We start from the raw sequence: 20,672 nt of genomic DNA, 5'->3' as shown, positions 1-20,672 counted from the left end.
CCGCACCGATCAGGACAAAACCCTTGGCCATTTGAGGGCCGCGCGGTGTTCCATCCGATGCCCGGATTATTGCGAAATTCTATATAATTGACCCCATTCAGGCCCAGCCCGATAGTCGAATTGCCAGACGAAGAACTCGTCGAAAGTGTGGAGCAGACGGCAGGCAATACGGGAGTGCCGCACTCCGCCTTGTACGGTCGGGCCGTAGTCCTGTGAAAGCAGGTTTGGTCTCAGACGTGGCTTTAGAAATGTCCTGGAGGAGGCCTCATGAAAAAGCACAACCCTAGACCCACCATGTTTCACTGCATGGATCGCAGAACAGTATTGCAGCTTGGCGTTGGCGCCGGTGTCGGCGCGGCAATTGGCGCAACAGGCTGGACCGGGCACGCACGCGCAAACGAGCTGGACCTCGATTTCGACGCTCTGTTCGCCGAGATCGAGCAGACACCCGCGCCGGGCCAGTACGGAGAGCCGGCCGTTCTTACGAGCGAAATAAGTTTGACTGAGGACGAGAAGAACGAGATCCGCGGGATGGGCGCCAAGGCCGCCCTGGTGTTCCACTACACGTCGACCGATTGGGCTAGGGCACAGCAGGCGGGTCACCGCGAGTCGCTGGGCGATCTGGGCATCGAGGTCATCGCCGTGACCGACGCCGACTATCGCGCCGAACGTCAAGTGAATGACATTGAAACCGTCATGGCGCTTGAGCCCGAGATCATCATAGCCACGCCGGCCGAACAGAGTGCGACGTCGGATGCCTTCAAGCGGGCCGCCGCGGCGGGGATTAAGGTGGTCTTCTTCGATCAGACCGGCGCCAACATGGAGCACGGTACAGAGTTCGTCAGCAACGTCGCCACGGACAACAAGGGCATGGGCAAGATGGCCGCGCTGATGATGGCGCGGGAACTAGGTGGGAGGGGCAAGATCGCCCTCATTCCGCACGCCTCGGACCTCTTTGCGACAACTCAGCGTGAAGTCGGGTTCCTCGAACAGATTGCGGATTTCCCGGATATCGAGATCGTCGCCAACCAAGGCTTTGGCGGGCCGGATTTCGCAGTGGAATGCGAGCGCATCGCATCTGGTATGCTGACGGCTCACCAAGACCTGGACGGCATCTGGGCCGCCTGGGACGTGCCGACCGAAGGAGTGCTTTCGGCAGCCAGAACAAGCGGCCGCAGCCCCCAGGATCTCGCTATAACGACGTGTGACCTCGGCCTGAACATCGCGCTCGACATGGCCCGCAACGGCTACGTGCGCGGAACGGGTTCGCAGCGTCCCTACCCATGCGGTTTGGCCGCGGGGACCTTGGCTGGCTACTCGCTCATCGGGAAACATGCACCCCCCTACGTGGTGGCACCCGCGCTTGGCGTGACGCGTCCGAACCTGATCGAGGCTTGGCCGCAATCGAATGGTGATGCGGCACCTGAGTTGCTCGTTGACACTGTCGCCGCCAACGGCGGCTGACACTGTCGCTACGGCCTGCGCCGGGTCAGCACACGCTCACCCGGCGCAGCGATTTTCTTGGCATGGGGAGGGGACCGCAATGTCGGCAAAGACTGTGAGCTCGGTCGAGATGTCCGCAATTCACAAGAATTACGGCGGGATCAAAGCGTTACGGGGTGTGGACCTCCAAATTGAGAAGGGATCCATCCATGCGCTCGTGGGCGAGAACGGGGCCGGCAAGTCCACGCTTCTGAAAATCCTGCAGGGCGTTGTCGCGCCCAGTTCGGGGACCGTGAAGGTCTTCGGCGAAGAGGTGTCGGTGTTTACGCCGGAGGCCGCCGGCGCGATGGGTGTCGGCATGATCTTCCAGGAACTGAGCCTCATCCCCTCCATGACCGTGGCCGAGAACATCTTTCTCAACCGCGAACCGCTGAAAATGGGCCTTGTCACGGACGATCAGTCCGCCGCCCGCCAATCGCACGAGTTGCTCGCCGAACTTGGCGTCGAGGTAGACACCAAGACACGGGTGTCGGACCTCAGCATCGGGCAGGCGCAGATGGTCGAGATTGCCAAGGCGATCTCCCAGAATGCGAAGGTTCTGATCATGGACGAGCCCACCTCCGCCCTGAACGTGGAAGAGGTGCACCGCCTTTTCGCTTTCCTGCGGAAGATTACCGCCAATGGTGTGTCGGTGATCTACGTGTCGCACCGCATGGACGAAATCATGGAAATCGCGACCCATGTGTCCATCCTTCGCGACGGTCAGAATGTCGTCTCCGGGCTGCTGAGCGACTTCACGCTGGACAGCATCATCGAGAACATGATCGGCAAGCGTGTCTCGAACTTCACCTATCGAGCACGACCTGTCGATCGAAGCGGTCAACCACTTCTTGAGGTCCGCGATCTGTCTGGATCGTCAGGCAAACCGATCGACGTGAGCTTCGATCTGTTCGGTGGCGAGGTCTTGGGCGTTGCCGGTCTCATGGGGGCAGGGCGCACGGAACTGGCGCGAACGCTGTTTGGGATCGACCGCGTGGTCTCGGGCGGCATCAAGCTTCGCGGAAAGCCTGTGTCGATTGGCTCGACAAAAGACGCGATCGACGCCGGCATCGTGCTTGTTCCCGAAAGCCGCCAGTTCGAAGGCCTTCATATCGAGGATCGGATCGACAGGAATGCCAGCCTGCCGCAACTCAGCCGGCTGATGCGCGGGCTGTCCGTTGACCGGCGGGCCGAACAGAAACTCGCGAGCGAAATCATCGAAATGCTGCGGGTAAAAGCCGAAGCACCATCAACGATCGTGAAGTCGCTGTCGGGTGGAAACCAACAGAAAGTCGCGATTGGAAAGTGGCTTTCGCTCGATCCCGATGTGGTGATTTTCGACGAACCGACAGCGGGCGTCGACATCGGATCGAAGTCGGAAATTATCGAGCTGATGCGAGATCTTGCGGCCCGGGGGAAGGGCGTGATCATTATCTCGTCCGAGCCGGCCGAGCTGCTTGCCGCAAGCGACAGGATCATCGTTTTCAGTCGGGGTCGGCTCAAACGGAAGATCGACCGCGACGAGATCGAATCCTGGTCCACACACGAAGACGACGGCGCCGCTCACAGTGAAACTGCGCTCCTGGAGCATGGGCTTCAGATGGCAATTCAGGGAGTAAATTAAGATGGTTTCAGAGTCTCAACAGGGCCATCGCGGCGTCGATTTGGCGGGCTGGGTCAAGGAGAACTGGAAAGACTACGTTGTCTACATTGCCTTCGTGGCGATCTTTCTGGTGTTTGCCGTCACTCTGAGCGACCGGGGGTTCCTGAGCACCAACAACCTGCTGAACATTGCCCGCCAGACCGCGATCATCACGATCATGGCAATGGCGGTGGCGATGGTCCTGGGGGCCGGTGAAATCGACCTTTCAGTGGGGGCGGTCGCAGGCCTTTCATCGGTGACATGCGGTCTGGCGCTCACAGCCTACGGTTTGCCGGCGGGTATCCTCGCGGGGCTCGCAACGGGGATCATCTTGGGGCTAGTAAACGGCGCCATCACCGCCTATGTCGGGGTTCCGTCGTTCCTTGTCACCCTGGGTATGATGGGTGTCGCGAAGGGCACCGGAATGTGGGTCAGCGACACCTCACCGGTTCCGATCCTGGACAACACGTTCATCTTCCTGTTCGGCTCCGGCAATATCGGCCCGATCCCCGTGCTCGTCTTCTGGATCGTGATCCTCGGGGGCCTGGCGCATTTCACCCTGAAGAAGACGCCGTTCGGTCGCCGCGTGCTGGCCACCGGCGGCAACGAGCAAGCCGCCCGGTACAGCGGGATCAACACGGCGGGGATCAAGCTGCGTGTCCTGCTGATTTCGGGGATGGCCGCGTCGCTGGCGGGTATGCTCTATGCGGGACGCCTGCAATCGGGACGCTTTCAGCTTGGTGAGGGTGACGAGCTTTCGGTGATCGCAGCCGTGGTTCTTGGGGGCACCAGCCTGTTTGGCGGGCGCGCCACCGTGATCGGCGCGATCGTGGGCGCCTTCTTGATCGGGGTGATCAACAACGGCCTCATCCTGATGGGTCTGCAGTACCCGCAACAACTTATCGCACGCGGAATGCTGATCGTGCTTGCGGTGGCAATCGCCCGGCGAGTCTGATGCGCGGACAAATAAAAAACGAAAATTGGAGGATGGAAATGAAAGTAATCGTCACCGGAGGCAGTGGAAAGCTGGGGAGGGCAACCGTCAAGGAGCTCGTCGATCACGGCTACAGTGTGATCAACGCCGATGTGAAGCCCCCCGAAGAACACCTCTGCCCGTTCATGGAGGTTGACTTCACCGACATGCGCCAGACCATCGAGGCCCTGTCGGGGATGGACTGGGACCATGATCGCAAGACGGACGCCATCGTTCACTTTGCAGCCATTCCCATGCCGGGCCTGGCCGCAAGCGGTGATGTGTTCAGGATCAACACAATCAGCACGTATAACGTCTTTGAAGCGGCTCGTCGCCTTGGCATCCACAACGTCGTATGGGCATCGAGCGAGACGCTGCTCGGCATTCCCTACGCGATTGACCCGCCCTACGTGCCGGTGGATGAAGAATACAGGGCACGGCCAGAAACGAGCTACGCGCTATCCAAGCACATCGGTGAAGAACTTGCGAAGGAAATCTGCCGTTGGGACGAAAACATGAAGATCACGTGTCTGCGGTTTTCCAACGTGATGGAGCCCTGGGAATACGAAGCTTTCCCCGAGTTCGACAAGGATGCGCGCAGCAGGATCTTCAACCTGTGGACCTATATCGACGCCCGTGATGGGGCCCAAGCCACGCGGCTTGCCCTGGAGCACGACGCGACCGGGATGGACACGTTCGTGATCGCCAATAGCGACGGTGTAATGAGCCGACCGAACAGCGAATTGCTGGCGGAGTGCTATCCGGAAGTGCCGCTCAAGCGGCCGGTCGGCGACAACGAGACGCTCCTGTCCATCGATAAGGCCAAGCGTGTCCTGGGATACGAACCAAAGCACAGTTGGCGCGACAGCCTGAAGAAGTAGGGCTTCCAAACGCCAACCTCCCGGCGACGGAAGATCTGGCGGGTGGGCCTGAATTCATCGCGGGCCCCCCCGCGCCCAAGGAATGCCCATTGCGGGATAACAGAGGAAGTTCAGGAAGTTGACCTCCCCATCCGACATCAAGATGATCATGTTCGACACTTTCGGTACCGTCGTGGACTGGCGCGAGAGCATTGTTTCCGATCTGACGGAATGGGGCGAACGGAACGGATTGCAGCTTCGTTGGGACGACATTGCCGACCGATGGCGAGGGAAGTACGGACCGCAAAAGGAACGCGTGCGAAGCGGCGAGATCGAGTGGCGAAACCTAGATGCGCTGCATGCCGAGGCCCTGGAATGGGTGCTGGAGGAAGTCGGCGCGCCGTCCCTGACCGATGAGCAATTCCAGCACATCAATCGGGTGTGGCATCGATTGCATGCTTGGCCCGACAGCGTTGAGGGACTGCAGCGCCTGAAGTCCCGATACGTCATTGCGCCGCTGTCGAATGGCAGCATGTCCCTTCTTACCGATATGGCGAAGGAAGCGGGCCTGCCTTGGGACGTGATCCTGTCCTGCGAACTTTTCAGTCACTACAAGCCGGACCCCCGAACCTATCTCGGCGCCTGCAGTCTGATGGGACTTCAGCCAGAGCAGGTCCTGATGTGCGCGGCGCACAATTACGACCTGGCGGCGGCCAGGGCGCTTGGGCTGGCCACGGCCTTTGTCGAACGGCCGACGGAGTACGGGCCAGGACAGACAACAGATTTATCGCCAGATCAGGACTGGGACTTCATCGTTTCGGATCTTGGGTCGCTGGCTACGGAATTGCACTGCTGACGTGAGCCTCACGGCGGCGCCTAACTTGAAGGAAGAGAGACGTGAAACAATACAAGATGTACGTCGGCGGAGAATGGCGCGACGCGGAAAGCGGCGAATTCTTCGAAAGCGTGAACCCCTATACCGGCAAGCCATGGGCGCTGATCCCGCGCGCGGGCAAGGAAGACGTGGATTTCGCGGTTGCTCGGGCCAAAGATGCGTTTCGCTATGGACCGTGGGCGACGATGTCGGCATCGGACAGGGGCCATTTGATGCGGCGGCTCGGCGATCTCATCGCGGCGAACTCGGAAGCACTTGCTGAGATCGAGGTGCGCGACAACGGAAAGCTCATCAGCGAGATGGCATTCCAGACGCGGTACATTCCGCAATGGTACTACTTTTTCGGCGGCCTTGCGGACAAGATCGAAGGCTCCGTCATCCCGATCGACAAACCCGACACCTTCTACTACACGCGTCGCGAGCCGCTTGGGGTATGTGTCGGCATCACCGCCTGGAATTCGCCGCTTCTGCTTCTGTCCTACAAGCTCGGCGCCGCGCTGGCTGCCGGAAACTGCTTCATCGTCAAACCGTCGGAATTCGCGTCGGCCTCGACGCTCGAATTTGCCAAGCTGGTTGAGGAGGCAGGATTTCCGCCCGGGGTCTTCAGCGTTCTGACCGGATTTGGCACCGAGTTCGGCGATCATCTGACCAGCCACCCCGACGTCTCGAAAGTGGCCTTCACCGGCAGTGAGGCAACGGGCCGACATGTCGCTGCACTCGCCGGGAAGCATCTAAAGAAAGTCAGCCTCGAACTGGGCGGTAAGTCTCCGAACATCGTGTTCGACGATGCCGAAATCGACAATGCGGTGAAGGGGGTCGTCTCGGGCATCTTCGCGGCGTCGGGCCAGACCTGCATTGCCGGGTCGCGCCTGCTTGTACAGAAGTCGATCTATGACGAATTCGTCGGCAAGGTCGTCGATTTTGCCGGGGCGGCCCGCATCGGGGACCCGATGCTCAGGGAAACCGAGGTCGGTCCCGTCACGACCATTCCGCAGTTGGAAAAGGTCCTGAACTACATCGACGTTGCCAAGACCGAAGGCGCCGAAGTCGTCCTTGGCGGCGGCAGGCCGGACCCGGAGGAAGTGGGTCCCGGATGGTTTGTTGAGCCGACGATTTTCGCCGGTGTTTCCAACAAGATGCGGATTGCGAAGGAAGAGGTGTTCGGCCCCGTTCTGGCCTGTATTCCGTTCGAAGATGAGGAAGAGGCGCTCTCGCTTGCCAACGACTCTTCCTATGGCCTTGCTTCGGGTGTCTGGACGCAGGATGTGCGGCGCATGATGCGGATGAGCGCCGGGATCGACGCGGGTACCGTTTGGGTCAACACTTACCGAGTCGTCAGCTATATGGCGCCGACCGGGGGCTACAAAAGCTCCGGGATTGGTCGTGAAAACGGGCGCGCCTCGATCGACGAGTATTTGACCACCAAGAGCGTAATGATCTCAACCGCCGACTCGGTCGCAAACCCGTTCGTGATGCGTTGAGTAACCGAAGCGACAAGGCACTGCGGCATGGTCGCAAGAGAATCTTGATGCTGCTCGGCATTTTTTGAAGGAGCAAGACGAAAAATGAATACCGGAAACAGTCGGTCCTACAAGATCGCAGCGATGCCTGCAGACGGCATCGGACCAGAGGTCATTTCTGCTGGTCTTGAAGTTCTGACCGCGATCGAGAAGAGCCACGGAGAGCTGCTCTTTGACGTCACGGAATTTGACTGGGGCTCGCAACGCTACCTCGATACGGGCCGCATGATGCCCGAAGACGGGCTCGAGCAGCTCAGAGATCACGACGCGATTCTGTTCGGAGCGGTCGGGAGTTCGGACGTCCCCGATCACATCACCCTCTGGGGGCTCAGGCTGGCGATTTGCCAGGGCTTTGACCAATACGCCAACGTGCGGGTCACACGGAACCTGGAGGGCGTCGCGTCGCCGCTGCGGGACATCAAGGCTGGTGAGCTGGACTGGGCAATGATCCGCGAAAACAGCGAGGGCGAATATTCAGGCCAGGGCGGACGTACCCACAACGGCTTTGGCAACGAGGTTGGAACCGAGACGTCGATCTTTACCCGATCGGGCACCGAACGGATCATGCGCTTCGCGTTCGAGATGGCGCGGTCCCGGCCGAGAAAACTCCTGACCGTGGTCACTAAATCCAACGCACAGCGTCACGGCATGGTCATGTGGGATGAGATCGCCCATGAGATCGCCGAGGAATTTCCCGATGTTACCTGGGACAAGATGCTCGTCGATGCGATGACCGCGCGGATGGTGATGAATCCAACCTCGCTTGACACGATCGTCGCGACCAATCTGCACGCCGATATTCTGTCGGACCTTGCCGGGGCGCTGGCCGGAAGCCTTGGTATCGCACCGACGGCGAACATTGATCCGAACCGCAGGTATCCGTCCATGTTCGAGCCGATCCACGGTTCTGCATTCGACATTGTCGGCAAGGGAGTTGCCAATCCGATCGCGACGTTCTGGTCCATGGCCCAAATGCTTGAGCATCTCGGCGAAACCAATGCAGCGGCGTCGCTCATGCAGGCCATCGAGGACGTTTGCCGCCAAGGAATTCTGACGCCGGATGTTGGCGGCAAGCACGGGACACGCGACGTCACCGCGGCGGTGATAGATGCGTTGTCGGAGTAGGCCCAGGTCGTGCAGACCGTCTGACCAACCAAGGTCCAAAAGTCTTTCTCAGGGAGAATCTGTCCGATGGCCGAAAACGGCGATGCAACGACGATTGACTTGGCAATCGTGAACTTTGGCGAAACACCGCGCGAGCTGATCCGTTGGAAAGGTCTGTCCGTGACGGCGTTCAGGTATCGCTCGGGCGTGAAGGCCTTGAGGGTGCGGAACGCAGCGGGCGAGATCATTTTTCTTCCGTATCACGGTCAGCAGATCTGGGACGCCGTCTTTCATGGGCGGTGTCTTACGATGGGCTCCCTGTTTGACGAGCCGACCGGTTCTGAGAAATACGTGGAGAATTATGGGGCCTTCTTCTTGCACTGCGGTGCAAGTGCAATGGGCATTCCCGGTCCCGAAGACACCCATCCTCTCCACGGTGAGCTTCCGAACGCGCAATATCAGGATGCCTATCTGACGTTCGGAACCGAGCCGCGCGGTAGCTACATCGATCTGAGTGGCCGCTTCGTGCACGTCGAGGCCTTTGGACACCACTATGAGTTCCAGCCGCGGATACGTCTGATGGAGGCATCGTCTGTCATCGAGATGACGGTCGAGATCACGAACCTGCGCCGCCAGAAGATGGACTTCATGTATCTGGCGCATACGAATTTCCGTCCGGTGGACGGAGCAAAGATCGTCGATTCAGTGAGCGACGATACCACCAATCAGCGTGTGGTCTCGCGCGTGCCCCTTGGCGAGACCGACAAACAGCCGGATTGGCTCAAGGTTTTCACCGCTGAGCCGGGCAAGCATCGGTCCGTCGAAGAGGGAGCTGAGGTCGACTACCTGATCGGCATCGATTGTGAAGCCGGCAAGGACGGCTGGTTCAACGCGCTCCAGGTCCTTCCGGACGGGACGGCGGATGTCATGTCGCATCGGCCCGAGCAGTTGCCGCATGCGATCCGTTGGATGACGCGCAACGGCGATGAGGATGCCCTAGGTCTGGTCCTGCCCGGAACCGCCGAGGTCGGCGGATACACCGCCGAGAGCAAGAAGGGCCGATTGGTCGCTCTGGAGCCGAACGCGACTTTCGTGGCCGTGCTTCGTTTCGGCGTCTTGTCGAAGGAGGAAGCGTCGCAGGTTTCAGACAAGATCCTGGCAGAGCAGTGGTGGCTGGTATGAATGAGATCAACAGTTTCACCAATGGAAGCCGGTACAAAGCGCATTTCTTTGCTGTCGACTGTGATGTCGGACGAGGCTGACACCAGCGGCGCAAGCGCAAGATTGCGCGCGTTGTGGGGCGCGGGCGTCACCTCCGTGCGCGGCGATCTGACTGTTTCGCAAGCCTTGTTCGACGGCTCCGCCCCACCGGATCGCATTATCGCGGTTGGCAAGGCGGCGGCCTCCATGGCGAGGGCCGCGCTGGACTTGTACGGTCTGAGTATTCCCACCCTGGTGTTGACCAAGTACGGCCACGCGACCTCGGAGATTGCATCTGTCGACGATCATGAAAACCTGACGGTTCTCGAGGCCGGGCATCCGATCCCGGACGAAAACAGCATAATCGGTGGGAAGGCGCTGATCGACCAGGTCGAAGCCTGCCGTGAAGACGATCACCTTCTGTTTCTCGTATCCGGCGGGGCCTCGGCAATCTCTGAATATCCGCTCGAAGGAAGCAGTCTGAGCGCCGTCAAGGAGCTGACGGAACGCCTGCTTGGGTCCGGGGACGAGATACACGAAATGAACCGCGCCCGCCGGTCGATTTCCGCGATCAAGGGCGGGCGACTGCTGGAGCGCTTCGGAGGCAAATGCGTCAGGGTTCTGGCGGTGTCAGACGTGCGGGGCGACGAGATCACCGTCATAGGCTCCGGAATTGGCGCACCGCCAGAAAGCGGACAGCACCAGTTCGATTACAGCTACGAGATCATCGCTTCGAATGCCCTGGCACGCTCGGCGACGGCTGACGCTGCGGTTGAGGCCGGCCTCGTGGTTCACGAAAACGCCGAACTCCTCTACGGCGATGTAGCGACGGTTGCCAAGCAATTGGGCGAGCGCATCAGGGCTCAACCCGTGGGTGTTTGCGTCTATGGCGGAGAGCCGACGGTGCAATTGGGAAAAAAGGTCGGGACAGGCGGCCGGAACCAGGCGCTTGCTCTGGCGCTTGCACGGGAAATCGATGGGCGGCCGGACCTCCATGTCATCGTTGGAGCAACCGACGGAACAGACGGTCCCACGCAAGCGGCCGGAGGCATCATTGACGGAGCGAGCTGGGGCAGCACGCCGGCCGGAGATGAGGCGATGAGGGACTTTGACAGCGGCAGTTGGCTCGAGCGCGCAGGCTGCCGTTTCGACTGCGGTGTGACAGGGACAAACGTGATGGACCTGGTCCTCACGTTGCGCACGAAATGAAATATCTTTAACTCAGCTGCAATTGATCCTCGGAGTACTCGCGCAGATTGGACATGAGAAGATCAAGGAGTGAATCGCGGGCGTCGTCTCGGACTTCTCTTGACCATGCGGCCGCCAGGGGCAGGCAATTGCTCCCGTTCCCCATTACCTCCAGCTCGGCCAGTTCAATGCCCTCAAAGCCGAGGCGGGCCGTCCAGCGAGGCACAATCGCGATCCCGACGCCGGCGGCTACAAGATTGAGGATTGTGGATTTCTCGGTCGCATACTGCCGGACGTTCGGGACGGCCCTGATCTCCGCGAACAGCTTCACGGTCAGATCGTGGCTGTGGGGGCGCAGTCTGCGCTCGGGCAGGATCATTGGTTCGTCCCGCAAGTTTTCGATCGAGATGCGGCGCTTGTGGGCTAATTTGTGTGATGACGGGATCGCGACCACGCCGATTTCGTTCATCAGGTGCCGGACCTTTAGACCGGCCGGAGCCTTGGCTCTTGGCCTAATGATTGCAAGGTCGATCCGACCTGAGAAGAGGCGTGGGATCAGTGAAACGCTCTTGTCCTCAAGCAGCTCGATCTTGAGGTTGGGCAGAAAGCGACCGGCATCCGCGATCAACATGGGCACAAGCCCGCTAGCCGCGCTGTCGATTGCGCCCAGGCGGACCGTGTCCTTGCACGTGTTCGAAAGCTCCCGCATGTTTTGAGCAACATGATCGGCCTGGTCCAAAAGTCCCGATGCCGCCTCGAGAAGGAAGGCGCCTTCGGTTGTGAGCGCTACGCTTCTGGTGGTCCGGTTGAAGAGCTTCACGCCAAGTGACGCTTCAAGCAGCTGGATCTGGCGACCGATTGTCGACGGCAGGATATCCAAGTTCCGCGCTGCCCGCCCGAAGTGCATCTCTTCGCAGACGGCGATGAAGCTACGAAGCTGGTTTAACTCCATTCAGTCGGCTTTCATGGGCTCTCATGGACAGCAAGGCTGCCGGTATGGACACGGCGACTCCTTTAAAATATATTTAAAGGCGACGTGAATCAAGTGCGAGGCAGTGATGGCAGACAGGCGGCGCGTGAACCGAGTGGTGCGGCGTGTATCAGGCTATCCCCCACCCGTCCCCGCTTCGCGGCTTTACGACGGGCCCGGAATACATGCGGTTCGCAGAGATGAGCTGCGTGCGATGCCCGATTGCGCTTGGGCAGGTGGAAGGTCTCTCGCATGAGCCCGGATCGAAGCAGCCCGGTTTTGGCCGAACCGCTTTTGTGCTCAGGCGCCTCGGCGCCAGCAACACGCACAAGACGGGTCGGCGGTCGAACAATCGGGGGGAGATCTCGGGCGTTTCGGTCCGGCGATGAAATCGCGCGGTGCGCCGCGAACCCGATCACGTCGCGGACGACGGCCCACAGACCTCGATGGCGTCGTCCAGATGGACCAGAGGCCGGCGATACTCTAACAATCAAGTTGTACCACTCAAGCGTGGCTGGTCAGACCCCTAGTGATGCGCAGTATAGGCCCCCAATGTCCGGACAAAGTGGATCCAAGATGACAAGCAGTGTCGAGTACCCCGGGACAAATGGAGCCGAGGAGAATGGCGGCGAGTCAGACGCCCAATGGGTGGAGCGGATTCGCGAAGTGGCAAAGAAGTATCACCGGATTGCATCGGTCTATCTGCCAAAGAACCACAAGCAATCCGACCTGGCTTTCCACGTCGTGGAGACCCTCTTTGTTTCCAACGATATTCAACCCGGAAGATACTTCACGCTCGAGAACCTGTGCGACGCCCTAGAAATGGGCAGGACGCCGGTCCGTGACGCCCTCATCCTGCTGGAGTCCGAGGGGCTGATCGATCTTCGCAGGCGTAAGGGGATCGTCCTGAAGGATTTCAGACGCGGCGATCTGAGGCGTATCCTGTTGGTGCGGTCCGCTCTGGAGAGCCTTGCGACACGAGAAGCGATCGTTCATGGAACCGACGATGCTAAGGCCATGCTTGCGCGCATCGCGAATGAATTGCTGAAGACTGCCTTCCGCAATAACCAACGAGATTTCATGAGTATTTGCCTCATGGGCTACCAGCATATGACCGACATGGTCGACAACCCATTTCTCAGAAAGCACCTCCTGTCCGCGCACACGATGTCACGCCGCATCTTCTATGCCTGTGCGAACGAAAGCTCGGACATTGCCGAGGTCGGAAAGCTCCATCGGAACCGGTTCATTGCGATCGCGGATTCCGATCAGGATGCCGCCGAAGCCGAGACACGCGCGCTGATGCGGTTTCTCAGGCAATTCGAGGTCGCCGGCTAGATCACCGACCCCGCTCCGGTTCTTCGGCCGAGCAGGTCTGCCTCACCAGAAATCAACGCAGTGAAAATGGAACCCCACACGTTCGGTGCAGGGTTCGCCCTTCAAAGGAGACTACGTCATTGTCGAAAATCATGCTGATCACCGGAGCCTCGTCAGGAATTGGCGAAGACTGCGCGCGTCTTGCCGTGGCGGTGGGACACAGGGTGGTCTTGGCCGCGCGGCGGAAGGAGAAACTGGATGCCCTCGTGGACGAGTTTGGAGCCGAGAATGCGCTGGCTCTTGAATGTGATGTGACGGACGCGGCGTCACAGGAGGCGATGTTCGAGGCGGCGGTCGCGCGGTTCGGCAGGATCGATGTCGTCCTGGCAAGCGCGGGGCTCGGCGCCTCCGCGAGGGGAACGGAAGCCGGATCGCCCGAGAGCTTTCGCGAGATGATCGAAGTGAACTGCCTTGGCGTCACGCTCACCGCCAAATACGCTCTGCCACATCTGAAGGCCACGCAGGGCCATCTCGTGCTGATCGGGTCGTTGGCGGCGCAAGGCACGGTATGGGGCTCGGTCTATTCCGCCACCAAATGGTTCATCAGGGGCTATGCCGACAACCTTGGCGCAGAACTTGGGGATTCCGGTGGCCGTGTGACCTGTCTCCATCCCGGAATGACGGACACGGCATTCTTCGACCAGCCCAAGCCCGATGCCCTTCGGCCGACGGACGTTGCCGAAGCCTTCATGTTTGCGGTCGAACAAGGGGAGAATGTCCTGATCCCGCACCTCCCGATCTACCCAAAGCCGCGCAAGCCCTACTACGACCCCCACCACTAACGGCCCCAAGGCGGGTCCGTTCCGGTGTCGCCGGCACGGACCCGTCTTCGCCGCCGAGATCGGGGAACGGCGGATCGAGTGTACGCGGTCCATCCGCCGGCGACGGCATCCCGGCGTGTCGGACCGGCCAGGCCCGCGCTAGTCCAAATGGAACTGAAGCGGCAGCAAGAACGGGAACTGCGTGTTCTCGTCGATCTCGATCTTCATGATCGGCTCCATCCACGCACCCCATTACCGTTGTTGCCGAGTAAGAGCCATTGATGCGTACAAGCGGAGGTATAAGGTTGGTTTTGTTGCGGTTAGTCGATTAGTTGATCCGCAATTTCAAAGCTCTTGAGCGTACTTCATAGTATTCATGATTTTCATCTCTTTTTGGCCTTCCGCCGATCTGAACCGAAATTCGCAATATCCCGAAATACCACCGCCTTTCGGTCCCCTATTTAGGGGTCAATGCCGCGCCGCATCCGAGGTCGGCAGTGAGGCCTCACCTCCTGATTGCTGAACAGTCGACGAAAGTCCGCTATCCTGGATTCTCAAGGCCGCCTCTTCTACCGATGCAATCCTTGAGCCAGTCAAGCGCGACTTCGACGCGGCGTGACCTGTGACGGCGGTCCGGGGTGAGCGCATGGACGTCAATGGTCGCGCCGCGCCAGCCAGGCAGTATCGGGATCAGATCACCGTTCTTCAAACCACGCGCCGCCTGGAAGGACAGCACGCAGATCGGTCCAAGCCCCGAGTGACCCGCTTCGACGTAGGTATCGAGATCATCAAACCGAATGTTTGCCGAAGGCTGGATTTCGACCCGCTCGTCGCCTCTTGAGAAGGCCCAAGGATAGCCGTCCGCCGACCCCGGAAACCTGTAGGTGATAGGTACCACTTTCGAAACATCGTCCGGGTGTTCGATGGCGTCGTTGGCCTTGATCCAAGACGGAGCAGCACAGAGCACCTGTTCGAACGCGCCGAGCCGGATCGCGCTGGCTGATGTGTCGGGTAAGGGGCCGATGCGGATGGCGATGTCTATGGCCTCGCTGTTCACTGGAGCACGAACCGCACGGGTGCAGAAGACTGTGTCACCGCAATTGTGGCGACCGGCGGAAAAGCCATCGCAGTTCAAGCTGATTTGCGCAAAACGCGTGAGGTTGAGACGATGTTCGGGGCCGTCGTTGATCATTTTGGCCAACTCGATGTTGTTGTCGCCAACGCCGGCGTAGGCGCGCCGCTCACTGCATTCAAAGACATCAGTGATGCCCAAATGGACACCGCGATCGACATAAATGTCCTAGCCACTTTCAAGGTACTCAGACAGGCGGCAAGCAGCATTGCGGATCACGGTAGGATTATCGTGATTTCTTCGTCCCTTGCCGACTTCCCGAGCCCTAGTATGGCGGCCTACGCCGGAAGCAAGGTCATTGCACGCACCTGGGTAAAGGTGCTTGCACAAGAACTGGGATCACGCCAGATCACAGTCAACGCAGTGTCACCAGGCCCGACTATTCCCGGAATGTTCAGCTTTGCGGGACCGGACCTGAGAAAAACCGCCGCCGCATCCTCGCTACTTGGCCGTCTCGGTTCGCCAGAAGACACTGCGAATGTCGTTTCGTTTCTTGCTAGCAATAGTGGCACATGGGTCACTGGTCAGCACATTCTGGCAAACGGAGGAGCGACAATTTAAAGATCGCAGGTCTGCCCAATCGGTGCTGTTTGGTCTGACATCTTTCAGGCAATGCCACTGGACGCTAGGCCGAGATGATCAGCAAGCACTGGACAGCTAGGTAGAGAGACCCGAGCGATCCACATGTGAATCCGAGAATGCGAATGAACGGAATGCCCGTGTAGTAGAGCAGGACAAAGGCAACGCGTCCGAATACTACGAGTGCGGCGGCCAGTGCGGGGCCCTCACCGGTAACGCCAAGCAAAGCGGCTCCGGCGAGTACGGGGACGATGTAAGCGGCGGACTCGACCTGATTTTGGTAGGCGCGTTGGATTCTCAAGCCGAGTGGGCCGCGCTCAACCACAGGTCGGTTGGACGAGAAACCGTATCCGAATCCCTGGCTGGCGTAAGCATAGATGATTTCAATGGTAAGCGCCGTCATGGTGACAAGCGCGAAACCAATGAGGGCGGTTTCAAACGACATGATATTGGGTCTTTCTTCTTGGTAGGACGGTCATGCCATCTGTGTTAGCGAGACGAGATAGGAGGACCGGGTGTCAGTTGCTGATTGCCGCGCCGCTAAGAGGGGCTGATAGTCGGGATCGGCGTACCACGTGTCCAAGACGTCCTGTGACGGGAACCGCAGAATGGCAATGACGTTGGCCTCAGGTGCTCCCTCCAATGCCGCAAGTTTTGGCGTCGCAACTACTGTTTCGACACGGTGACGCTCGTTGATGGCCTTGAGGGGGCCGACATAGCCAGCTTGAAAGCTGGCCATGTCCGTGACATTTAAGACAGCCAGAAGGAAGACGGGAGTTTCTTGGTCCATCTCGTCCATCCTCACGCGGGCAACCGGCCAAGCCAATCGCGCAGAGCACGGCCGATGGCGTCTGGGTGATCTTCCTGAACAAAGTGTACGCCCGGTCCAAGGAAAACATCTTCCAGGTTTGATGCGTTGGCCTTCACATATTCAACGACCGGCGGCGGCATCAGGGCACCAGGAGCTACATGGAACATCAGTTTTGGGATGTCTGTCGAATAGAGCCATTCGCCATTTGCCGTGATGACCTCGGCTGTAGCGGCAGGTTCGCCGGCAATTGGGACTTGGCGCGGCCAGACCAGCGTCGGCTTCCGGCTTTCGGGCGTTGGGAAGGGCGCGCGGTATTTATCCAGCACCTCCTCTGACAAGGGCGTTGCAACAGCCAATTTCCCAAGCACCTCCTCAACGAAGAAATTCCCCAGGAGCACGGCTTCCTCCCCGGCCGGGGAACGCAACATCGCAAAGAGCTGCGAGCTTGGTTCTCCCATGGCTTCCAGGCTTGGAGCGGGAAGGGCTGGCGGGATCCCTGCTTCCATGAAGGAAACCGCCTTGACGTTACTTTCGTTCAAGCGCGCATAGCGCATCCCCAGAACCGATCCCCAGTCGTGGATGACAAGTGTGATGTCCTTCAGGCCCAAGGCCTCGATGAAGCCGTCGAGATATGAGGCATGGTCGGCAAAAGTATAGTCGATGTCCGGTTTGTCGCTATCGCCCATTCCGATCAGGTCGGGCGCGATGGTGCGGTGGGTGTCTGACGCAAATGGAATTATGTTGCGCCAAAGGTAGGACGACGTTGGGTTGCCGTGCAGGAAAAGAACAATAGGTCCTTCGCCCTCATCGACATAGGCCATATTGGACCCGTTCACCTCGATGAATTTCTTCTCGAAGGGCATCTCGGCCGATGGCGTGGCGTCTTGCGCTTGAACGGGCAGGGTTACAAAAAGTGCGAGGGCAGCAGCCGACCCCTGCAGCATTGTGCGGCGCGTCATCTTCATGGTCTTCTCCTTGTCATGTGTGAGTGATGTTTTGTGCATGATGGATCAGTCCGCCTTGTCATGCAGGAAGGTTTTCAGCCCGCGCACGAGCGCGTCCGGTTCATCATCCTGCAAGTAGTGGCGGGCGGTCTTGAACTCGGTGACTGCAGCTTGCGGCAGGCGTTTCCTCCAGGCTGTCAGCGCACCAATGGGAATGAGCGGATCCTTGAGGCCCCAGAAGATGTGGGCAGGCCCTTTGAACTGTTCGACAAACGGGCCGATTTCCTGCAACAGGATTTTCGCCGCCGGATGGCTCGTATTGGTCGGGATCATGCGCGGGAAGGCCATGACCCCCGCCCGCTCACCCGGGCCGCGAAAGATATCCCTGTAGGCGCGCTTCATCGCCCCTTTGCGTTTTGTCGCAGTCGCCATGGTCATGACCTGACGCTCGAAAAACCCGAGGCGACGAACCATGAAGTCGCCTAATCCCCTAGTACGCATCATGACGAGCGGCGGCGGAAGTTTCAGCTTTTCGGGGTTCATGCCGTCAACGGGCGGGTAGAAGCCGAACGTGTTCATCACCACCAGTGCCTTGACACGATCGGGATGGCGCGCCGCGACGCCAAGTCCAATCGGTCCGCCCCAATCCTGCATCACAAGCGTGATGTTGGTCAGGTCCAGTTCGAGAACCAGCGCGTCAAGGTGGTCAATATGTGCCTTCAACGTATAAGCAGCTTCGTCATCGGGTTTGTCCGAGAGACCGAAGCCTATGTGATCCGGGACAACCACGCGCCGATCTGTCGACAGGCCTTTTACGAGGTTCCGATAAAGGAACGACCAGGACGGATTGCCGTGGATTGCCAGAACCGGTGATCTTTCGTTGCGCTCGCCCTCGTCCAGATAATGGAGTTGCCCCATCGGAGTGGGCAGGAAATGAGACGCAAACGGATATTCCTGTTCGAGTCCCAGCTCTTTGATGCGGGGATGAACCCCTGAGGATGAATCAAGCATGTGCGGCTCCGAACCAACGTAGTGAGCGTTGCGTCAATCCTAGCCGCACAAATTCGCAGCATCACGAAGTGATTCTGCAGATAATTGGTGCGTTTTTGCGAACTATTCGGGCGCCGTGCCGATGACACGGGGTTTGTTGCGACGCAAAACGTCCTCCGCAAATCGCATGAAGGCTTGGACACGCGCGGTCTGGCGCAGGTCGTTATGCGTCAGCAGCCAGATGTCACGGCTCTTCATGGGGTCTCGGCGGCCCGCCCGTCGCAATTGTGGGTCGGGATCGCCAAAGAGGCAGGGAAGAATGGCAAGGCCCAGTCCCTCTCGGGCAGCCGCTTGTTGCGCCGGGATTGTCGGGAACACACCCCACACCGGATTGTCAGGAAATTCCGACGACCGCACCCATTCAGGCGCGCCTTGCGTCGCTCTGCCCCAGCCCAGCCACCGGTAACTCTTGGGGTCCCGTTTCAAATAGTCCGCTGTGGCATAGGCCGCTTCCGTGTATGCGTAGAGGCGTTTGCCGACCAAAGTGTCGGGCGGGTTGTTGTCGAGCCGCACTGCAAAATCGGCTTCGCGCCGCGCGACATCCCGAATTGACAAAGACGGATCAAATCGCAGTTCGATCGATGGATGCTGAGCGGTGAATGACTTGAGTTCCGGCACGAAAAGGTGCGTGAGCAGCGGTTCCGGCATGGTCACCACCAAGGGGCCAGCGAGTTCATCGTCAAGGCCTGCGATGCTGCGTTCCGCTTCAAGCAGGGCTTCACTGAAGCTCCGCGCGACAGCAAATAGATGCTCGCCGGCTGCGGTCAGCAACAGCCCGTCCGGCGTGCGATTGAAAAGGTTGGTACCAATATCCGATTCCAGTGCCTCAATCCGGCGCCCAACCGTGGTGTGGTGCACTCCGAGTGCCTCGCCAGCACCGCGGACAGTCTTGTGCTCGACAACAGCGTGCAGCGTTTTGACATCTTCCCAATCCAAAGCGGCCTCGCATTTTTGCACCACAATGATGCCAATTCACTCCATGAAAAAGCGAAATAGCACCGATAGGCTGGCGATGACCAGATGCGAAAGGACTGCGCCATGCCGGTGATTGCACAATTTGATACCCTCGGGGGGCCAGAGAAGATTGTCCTGGTGGAAAGGGATGTTGCGGCTCCCGGTCCCGGGGAAGTTCAAGTCCGGATGCGGGCCGCAGGACTGAACCGTGCCGAATTGTTGTATGTAGCGGGCCAATATCTCGTTGAGCCGCCGATTCCTGCGGCACCTATCGGCGCAGAAGGCGCGGGCGAAATCCTTGCTGTTGGCGAAGGCGTGAGCACGTTCTCCAAGGGTGACAGGGTTTGCATTCTGCCCATGATGGACTGGGCAAAATACGGTACACTTGCGGAGGTGGCAAACGTTCCCGCCGCCGCTCTTGAGCCGATCCCCGAAGGCGTCAGCTTTGAAGATGCGGCAGCTTTCTGGATGGCCTATGCTACGGCCTACGGCATGATCATCCAATCCGGTGGCCTGTCAGCCGAGGCATCTGGAAAAACCGCTGTGATTACCGGCGCAAGTTCCAGTGTCGGAACCGCAGCGTTTCAAGTGCTCAGACAGATTGGTGCCGTAAGCATCGCGACAACCCGAACAATGGCGAAGGCTTCCGCACTGAAGGAAGCGGGTGCAGACCATGTCGTTATCTCCGGGGAAGAAGATCTTTTGGCCCGTCTTGGCGAAATCACCGGCGGCCGAGGTGTCGACTTGGTGTGCGACTCCATTATCGGCGATATGATCGCCCTCGCAGCAGAAGTTTTGGTGTCGGAAGGCACGATGGTTTTGATGGGCTTCCAGTCCGGTGAAATCCCTGGCTTGCCGTTCTATCCGATCCTCACGAAAGGGATCACGATACGCGGCTTCCATCTGGTGTGGCACCTGCTTGACCACGCCGAACGTCGGAAGGCCGCCGTTGAGTTCTTGATGCCACTTTGGGCGGACGGTGAATTGAAGCCTGTTATTGATCGGGTTTTCCCACTTAGTGCAGTTCCTGACGCTTATGCGCACATGGCTGGCAACACACACCTTGGAAAACTAGTTGTTGAGATTTGACGCCTCGGCGTGAAATCGATTCTTTCCAACGGGATCTGGATTGGCATTCCTGGAGAAATGCATTGCTGAAGTCGACCAGTCCACGGTGCGATAAGACTTGAGAAGCCCAAACTCATTGATTTCGACGATTGTACTTGATGC

General features: G+C 59.2%; 20 protein-coding genes. 13 read left to right on the top strand and 7 right to left on the bottom strand.

Translation table 11 applies throughout. The annotated features are described in order from the left end of the window. The first annotated feature begins 267 nt into the window (after positions 1–267). The 9 genes from ACR0EV_RS23845 to ACR0EV_RS23805 all read left to right on the top strand — a co-directional run bounded on the left by ACR0EV_RS23845 (position 268) and on the right by ACR0EV_RS23805 (position 10,885). Positions 268–1,464, top strand: a complete 1,197-nt coding sequence (locus ACR0EV_RS23845; RefSeq protein ID WP_480802391.1) for a substrate-binding domain-containing protein — start codon at positions 268–270, stop codon at positions 1,462–1,464. Positions 1,465–1,543: 79 nt separating this feature from the next. Further along, a complete protein-coding gene (locus ACR0EV_RS23840; RefSeq protein ID WP_480802390.1) occupies positions 1,544–3,106 on the top strand; it encodes a sugar ABC transporter ATP-binding protein in 1,563 nt (520 codons plus the stop codon). 1 nt (position 3,107) lies between these two features. Then, positions 3,108–4,079 carry an ABC transporter permease gene (locus tag ACR0EV_RS23835; protein ID WP_480802389.1) on the top strand — a complete coding sequence of 324 codons (972 nt, stop codon included), beginning with the start codon at positions 3,108–3,110 and terminating at the stop codon, positions 4,077–4,079. A gap of 38 nt (positions 4,080–4,117) precedes the next feature. Continuing rightward, entirely contained in the window at positions 4,118–4,978 is an 861-nt protein-coding gene (locus ACR0EV_RS23830) for an NAD-dependent epimerase/dehydratase family protein (protein WP_480802388.1), read from the top strand. Between the two features lie 118 nt (positions 4,979–5,096). Beyond that, positions 5,097–5,813, top strand: a complete 717-nt coding sequence (locus ACR0EV_RS23825; protein WP_480802387.1) for a haloacid dehalogenase type II — start codon at positions 5,097–5,099, stop codon at positions 5,811–5,813. A gap of 41 nt (positions 5,814–5,854) precedes the next feature. Continuing rightward, positions 5,855–7,333 carry an aldehyde dehydrogenase gene (locus ACR0EV_RS23820; RefSeq protein WP_480802386.1) on the top strand — a complete coding sequence of 493 codons (1,479 nt, stop codon included), beginning with the start codon at positions 5,855–5,857 and terminating at the stop codon, positions 7,331–7,333. An 84-nt stretch (positions 7,334–7,417) separates the two neighbouring features. Continuing rightward, complete coding sequence (locus ACR0EV_RS23815) at positions 7,418–8,497, top strand: tartrate dehydrogenase (protein WP_480802385.1); 1,080 nt, start codon at positions 7,418–7,420, stop codon at positions 8,495–8,497. A 66-nt stretch (positions 8,498–8,563) separates the two neighbouring features. Next, on the top strand, positions 8,564–9,658 hold the full coding sequence (locus ACR0EV_RS23810; protein ID WP_480802384.1) for a DUF4432 family protein: 1,095 nt from the start codon (positions 8,564–8,566) through the stop codon (positions 9,656–9,658). Next, positions 9,659–10,885 carry a DUF4147 domain-containing protein gene (locus ACR0EV_RS23805; RefSeq protein ID WP_480802383.1) on the top strand — a complete coding sequence of 409 codons (1,227 nt, stop codon included), beginning with the start codon at positions 9,659–9,661 and terminating at the stop codon, positions 10,883–10,885. Between the two features lie 7 nt (positions 10,886–10,892). On the opposite strand, the gene ACR0EV_RS23800 is transcribed toward ACR0EV_RS23805, so the two are convergent. Beyond that, positions 10,893–11,816 (bottom strand): LysR family transcriptional regulator, encoded by a 924-nt coding sequence (locus tag ACR0EV_RS23800; protein WP_480802382.1) that lies wholly within the window; start codon positions 11,814–11,816, stop codon positions 10,893–10,895. Positions 11,817–12,410: 594 nt separating this feature from the next. On the opposite strand from ACR0EV_RS23800, the gene ACR0EV_RS23795 reads away from it, so the two are divergent. Continuing rightward, complete coding sequence (locus ACR0EV_RS23795) at positions 12,411–13,172, top strand: GntR family transcriptional regulator (protein ID WP_480802381.1); 762 nt, start codon at positions 12,411–12,413, stop codon at positions 13,170–13,172. Positions 13,173–13,291: 119 nt separating this feature from the next. Continuing rightward, positions 13,292–13,993 carry an SDR family oxidoreductase gene (locus tag ACR0EV_RS23790; RefSeq protein WP_480802380.1) on the top strand — a complete coding sequence of 234 codons (702 nt, stop codon included), beginning with the start codon at positions 13,292–13,294 and terminating at the stop codon, positions 13,991–13,993. A gap of 520 nt (positions 13,994–14,513) precedes the next feature. Here ACR0EV_RS23790 and ACR0EV_RS23785 read toward each other — a convergent pair. After that, the gene (locus tag ACR0EV_RS23785; RefSeq protein ID WP_480802379.1) at positions 14,514–15,164 is read right to left on the bottom strand and encodes a substrate binding domain-containing protein; all 651 of its coding nucleotides are present in this window, start codon (positions 15,162–15,164) and stop codon (positions 14,514–14,516) included. Between ACR0EV_RS23785 and ACR0EV_RS23780 the strand changes: the two genes are divergently transcribed. Then, positions 15,075–15,665, top strand: coding sequence for an SDR family oxidoreductase (locus tag ACR0EV_RS23780; protein ID WP_480802378.1), 591 nt, complete (start codon positions 15,075–15,077; stop codon positions 15,663–15,665). The genes ACR0EV_RS23785 and ACR0EV_RS23780 overlap by 90 nt on opposite strands. Before the next feature lie 64 nt (positions 15,666–15,729). Here ACR0EV_RS23780 and ACR0EV_RS23775 read toward each other — a convergent pair whose 3' ends face one another. The 5 genes from ACR0EV_RS23775 to ACR0EV_RS23755 all read right to left on the bottom strand — a co-directional run bounded on the left by ACR0EV_RS23775 (position 15,730) and on the right by ACR0EV_RS23755 (position 19,424). Continuing rightward, positions 15,730–16,128, bottom strand: a complete 399-nt coding sequence (locus tag ACR0EV_RS23775; RefSeq protein ID WP_480802377.1) for an MAPEG family protein — start codon at positions 16,126–16,128, stop codon at positions 15,730–15,732. 30 nt (positions 16,129–16,158) lie between these two features. Continuing rightward, complete coding sequence (locus ACR0EV_RS23770; protein ID WP_480802376.1) at positions 16,159–16,473, bottom strand: DUF1330 domain-containing protein; 315 nt, start codon at positions 16,471–16,473, stop codon at positions 16,159–16,161. 11 nt (positions 16,474–16,484) lie between these two features. Next, a complete protein-coding gene (locus ACR0EV_RS23765; protein WP_480802375.1) occupies positions 16,485–17,459 on the bottom strand; it encodes a haloalkane dehalogenase in 975 nt (324 codons plus the stop codon). Positions 17,460–17,504: 45 nt separating this feature from the next. Next, complete coding sequence (locus ACR0EV_RS23760; RefSeq protein ID WP_480802374.1) at positions 17,505–18,449, bottom strand: alpha/beta fold hydrolase; 945 nt, start codon at positions 18,447–18,449, stop codon at positions 17,505–17,507. A gap of 102 nt (positions 18,450–18,551) precedes the next feature. Continuing rightward, on the bottom strand, positions 18,552–19,424 hold the full coding sequence (locus ACR0EV_RS23755; RefSeq protein WP_480802373.1) for a LysR family transcriptional regulator: 873 nt from the start codon (positions 19,422–19,424) through the stop codon (positions 18,552–18,554). Positions 19,425–19,526: 102 nt separating this feature from the next. Between ACR0EV_RS23755 and ACR0EV_RS23750 the strand changes: the two genes are divergently transcribed. Further along, entirely contained in the window at positions 19,527–20,531 is a 1,005-nt protein-coding gene (locus ACR0EV_RS23750; protein WP_480802372.1) for a zinc-dependent alcohol dehydrogenase family protein, read from the top strand. Positions 20,532–20,672 lie beyond the last annotated feature (141 nt).

Source organism: Ruegeria sp. CF8 (assembly GCF_056537285.1).
Note: the sequence above shows the minus strand (reverse complement) of the source record. Positions and strands in the feature narration are given on the sequence as shown.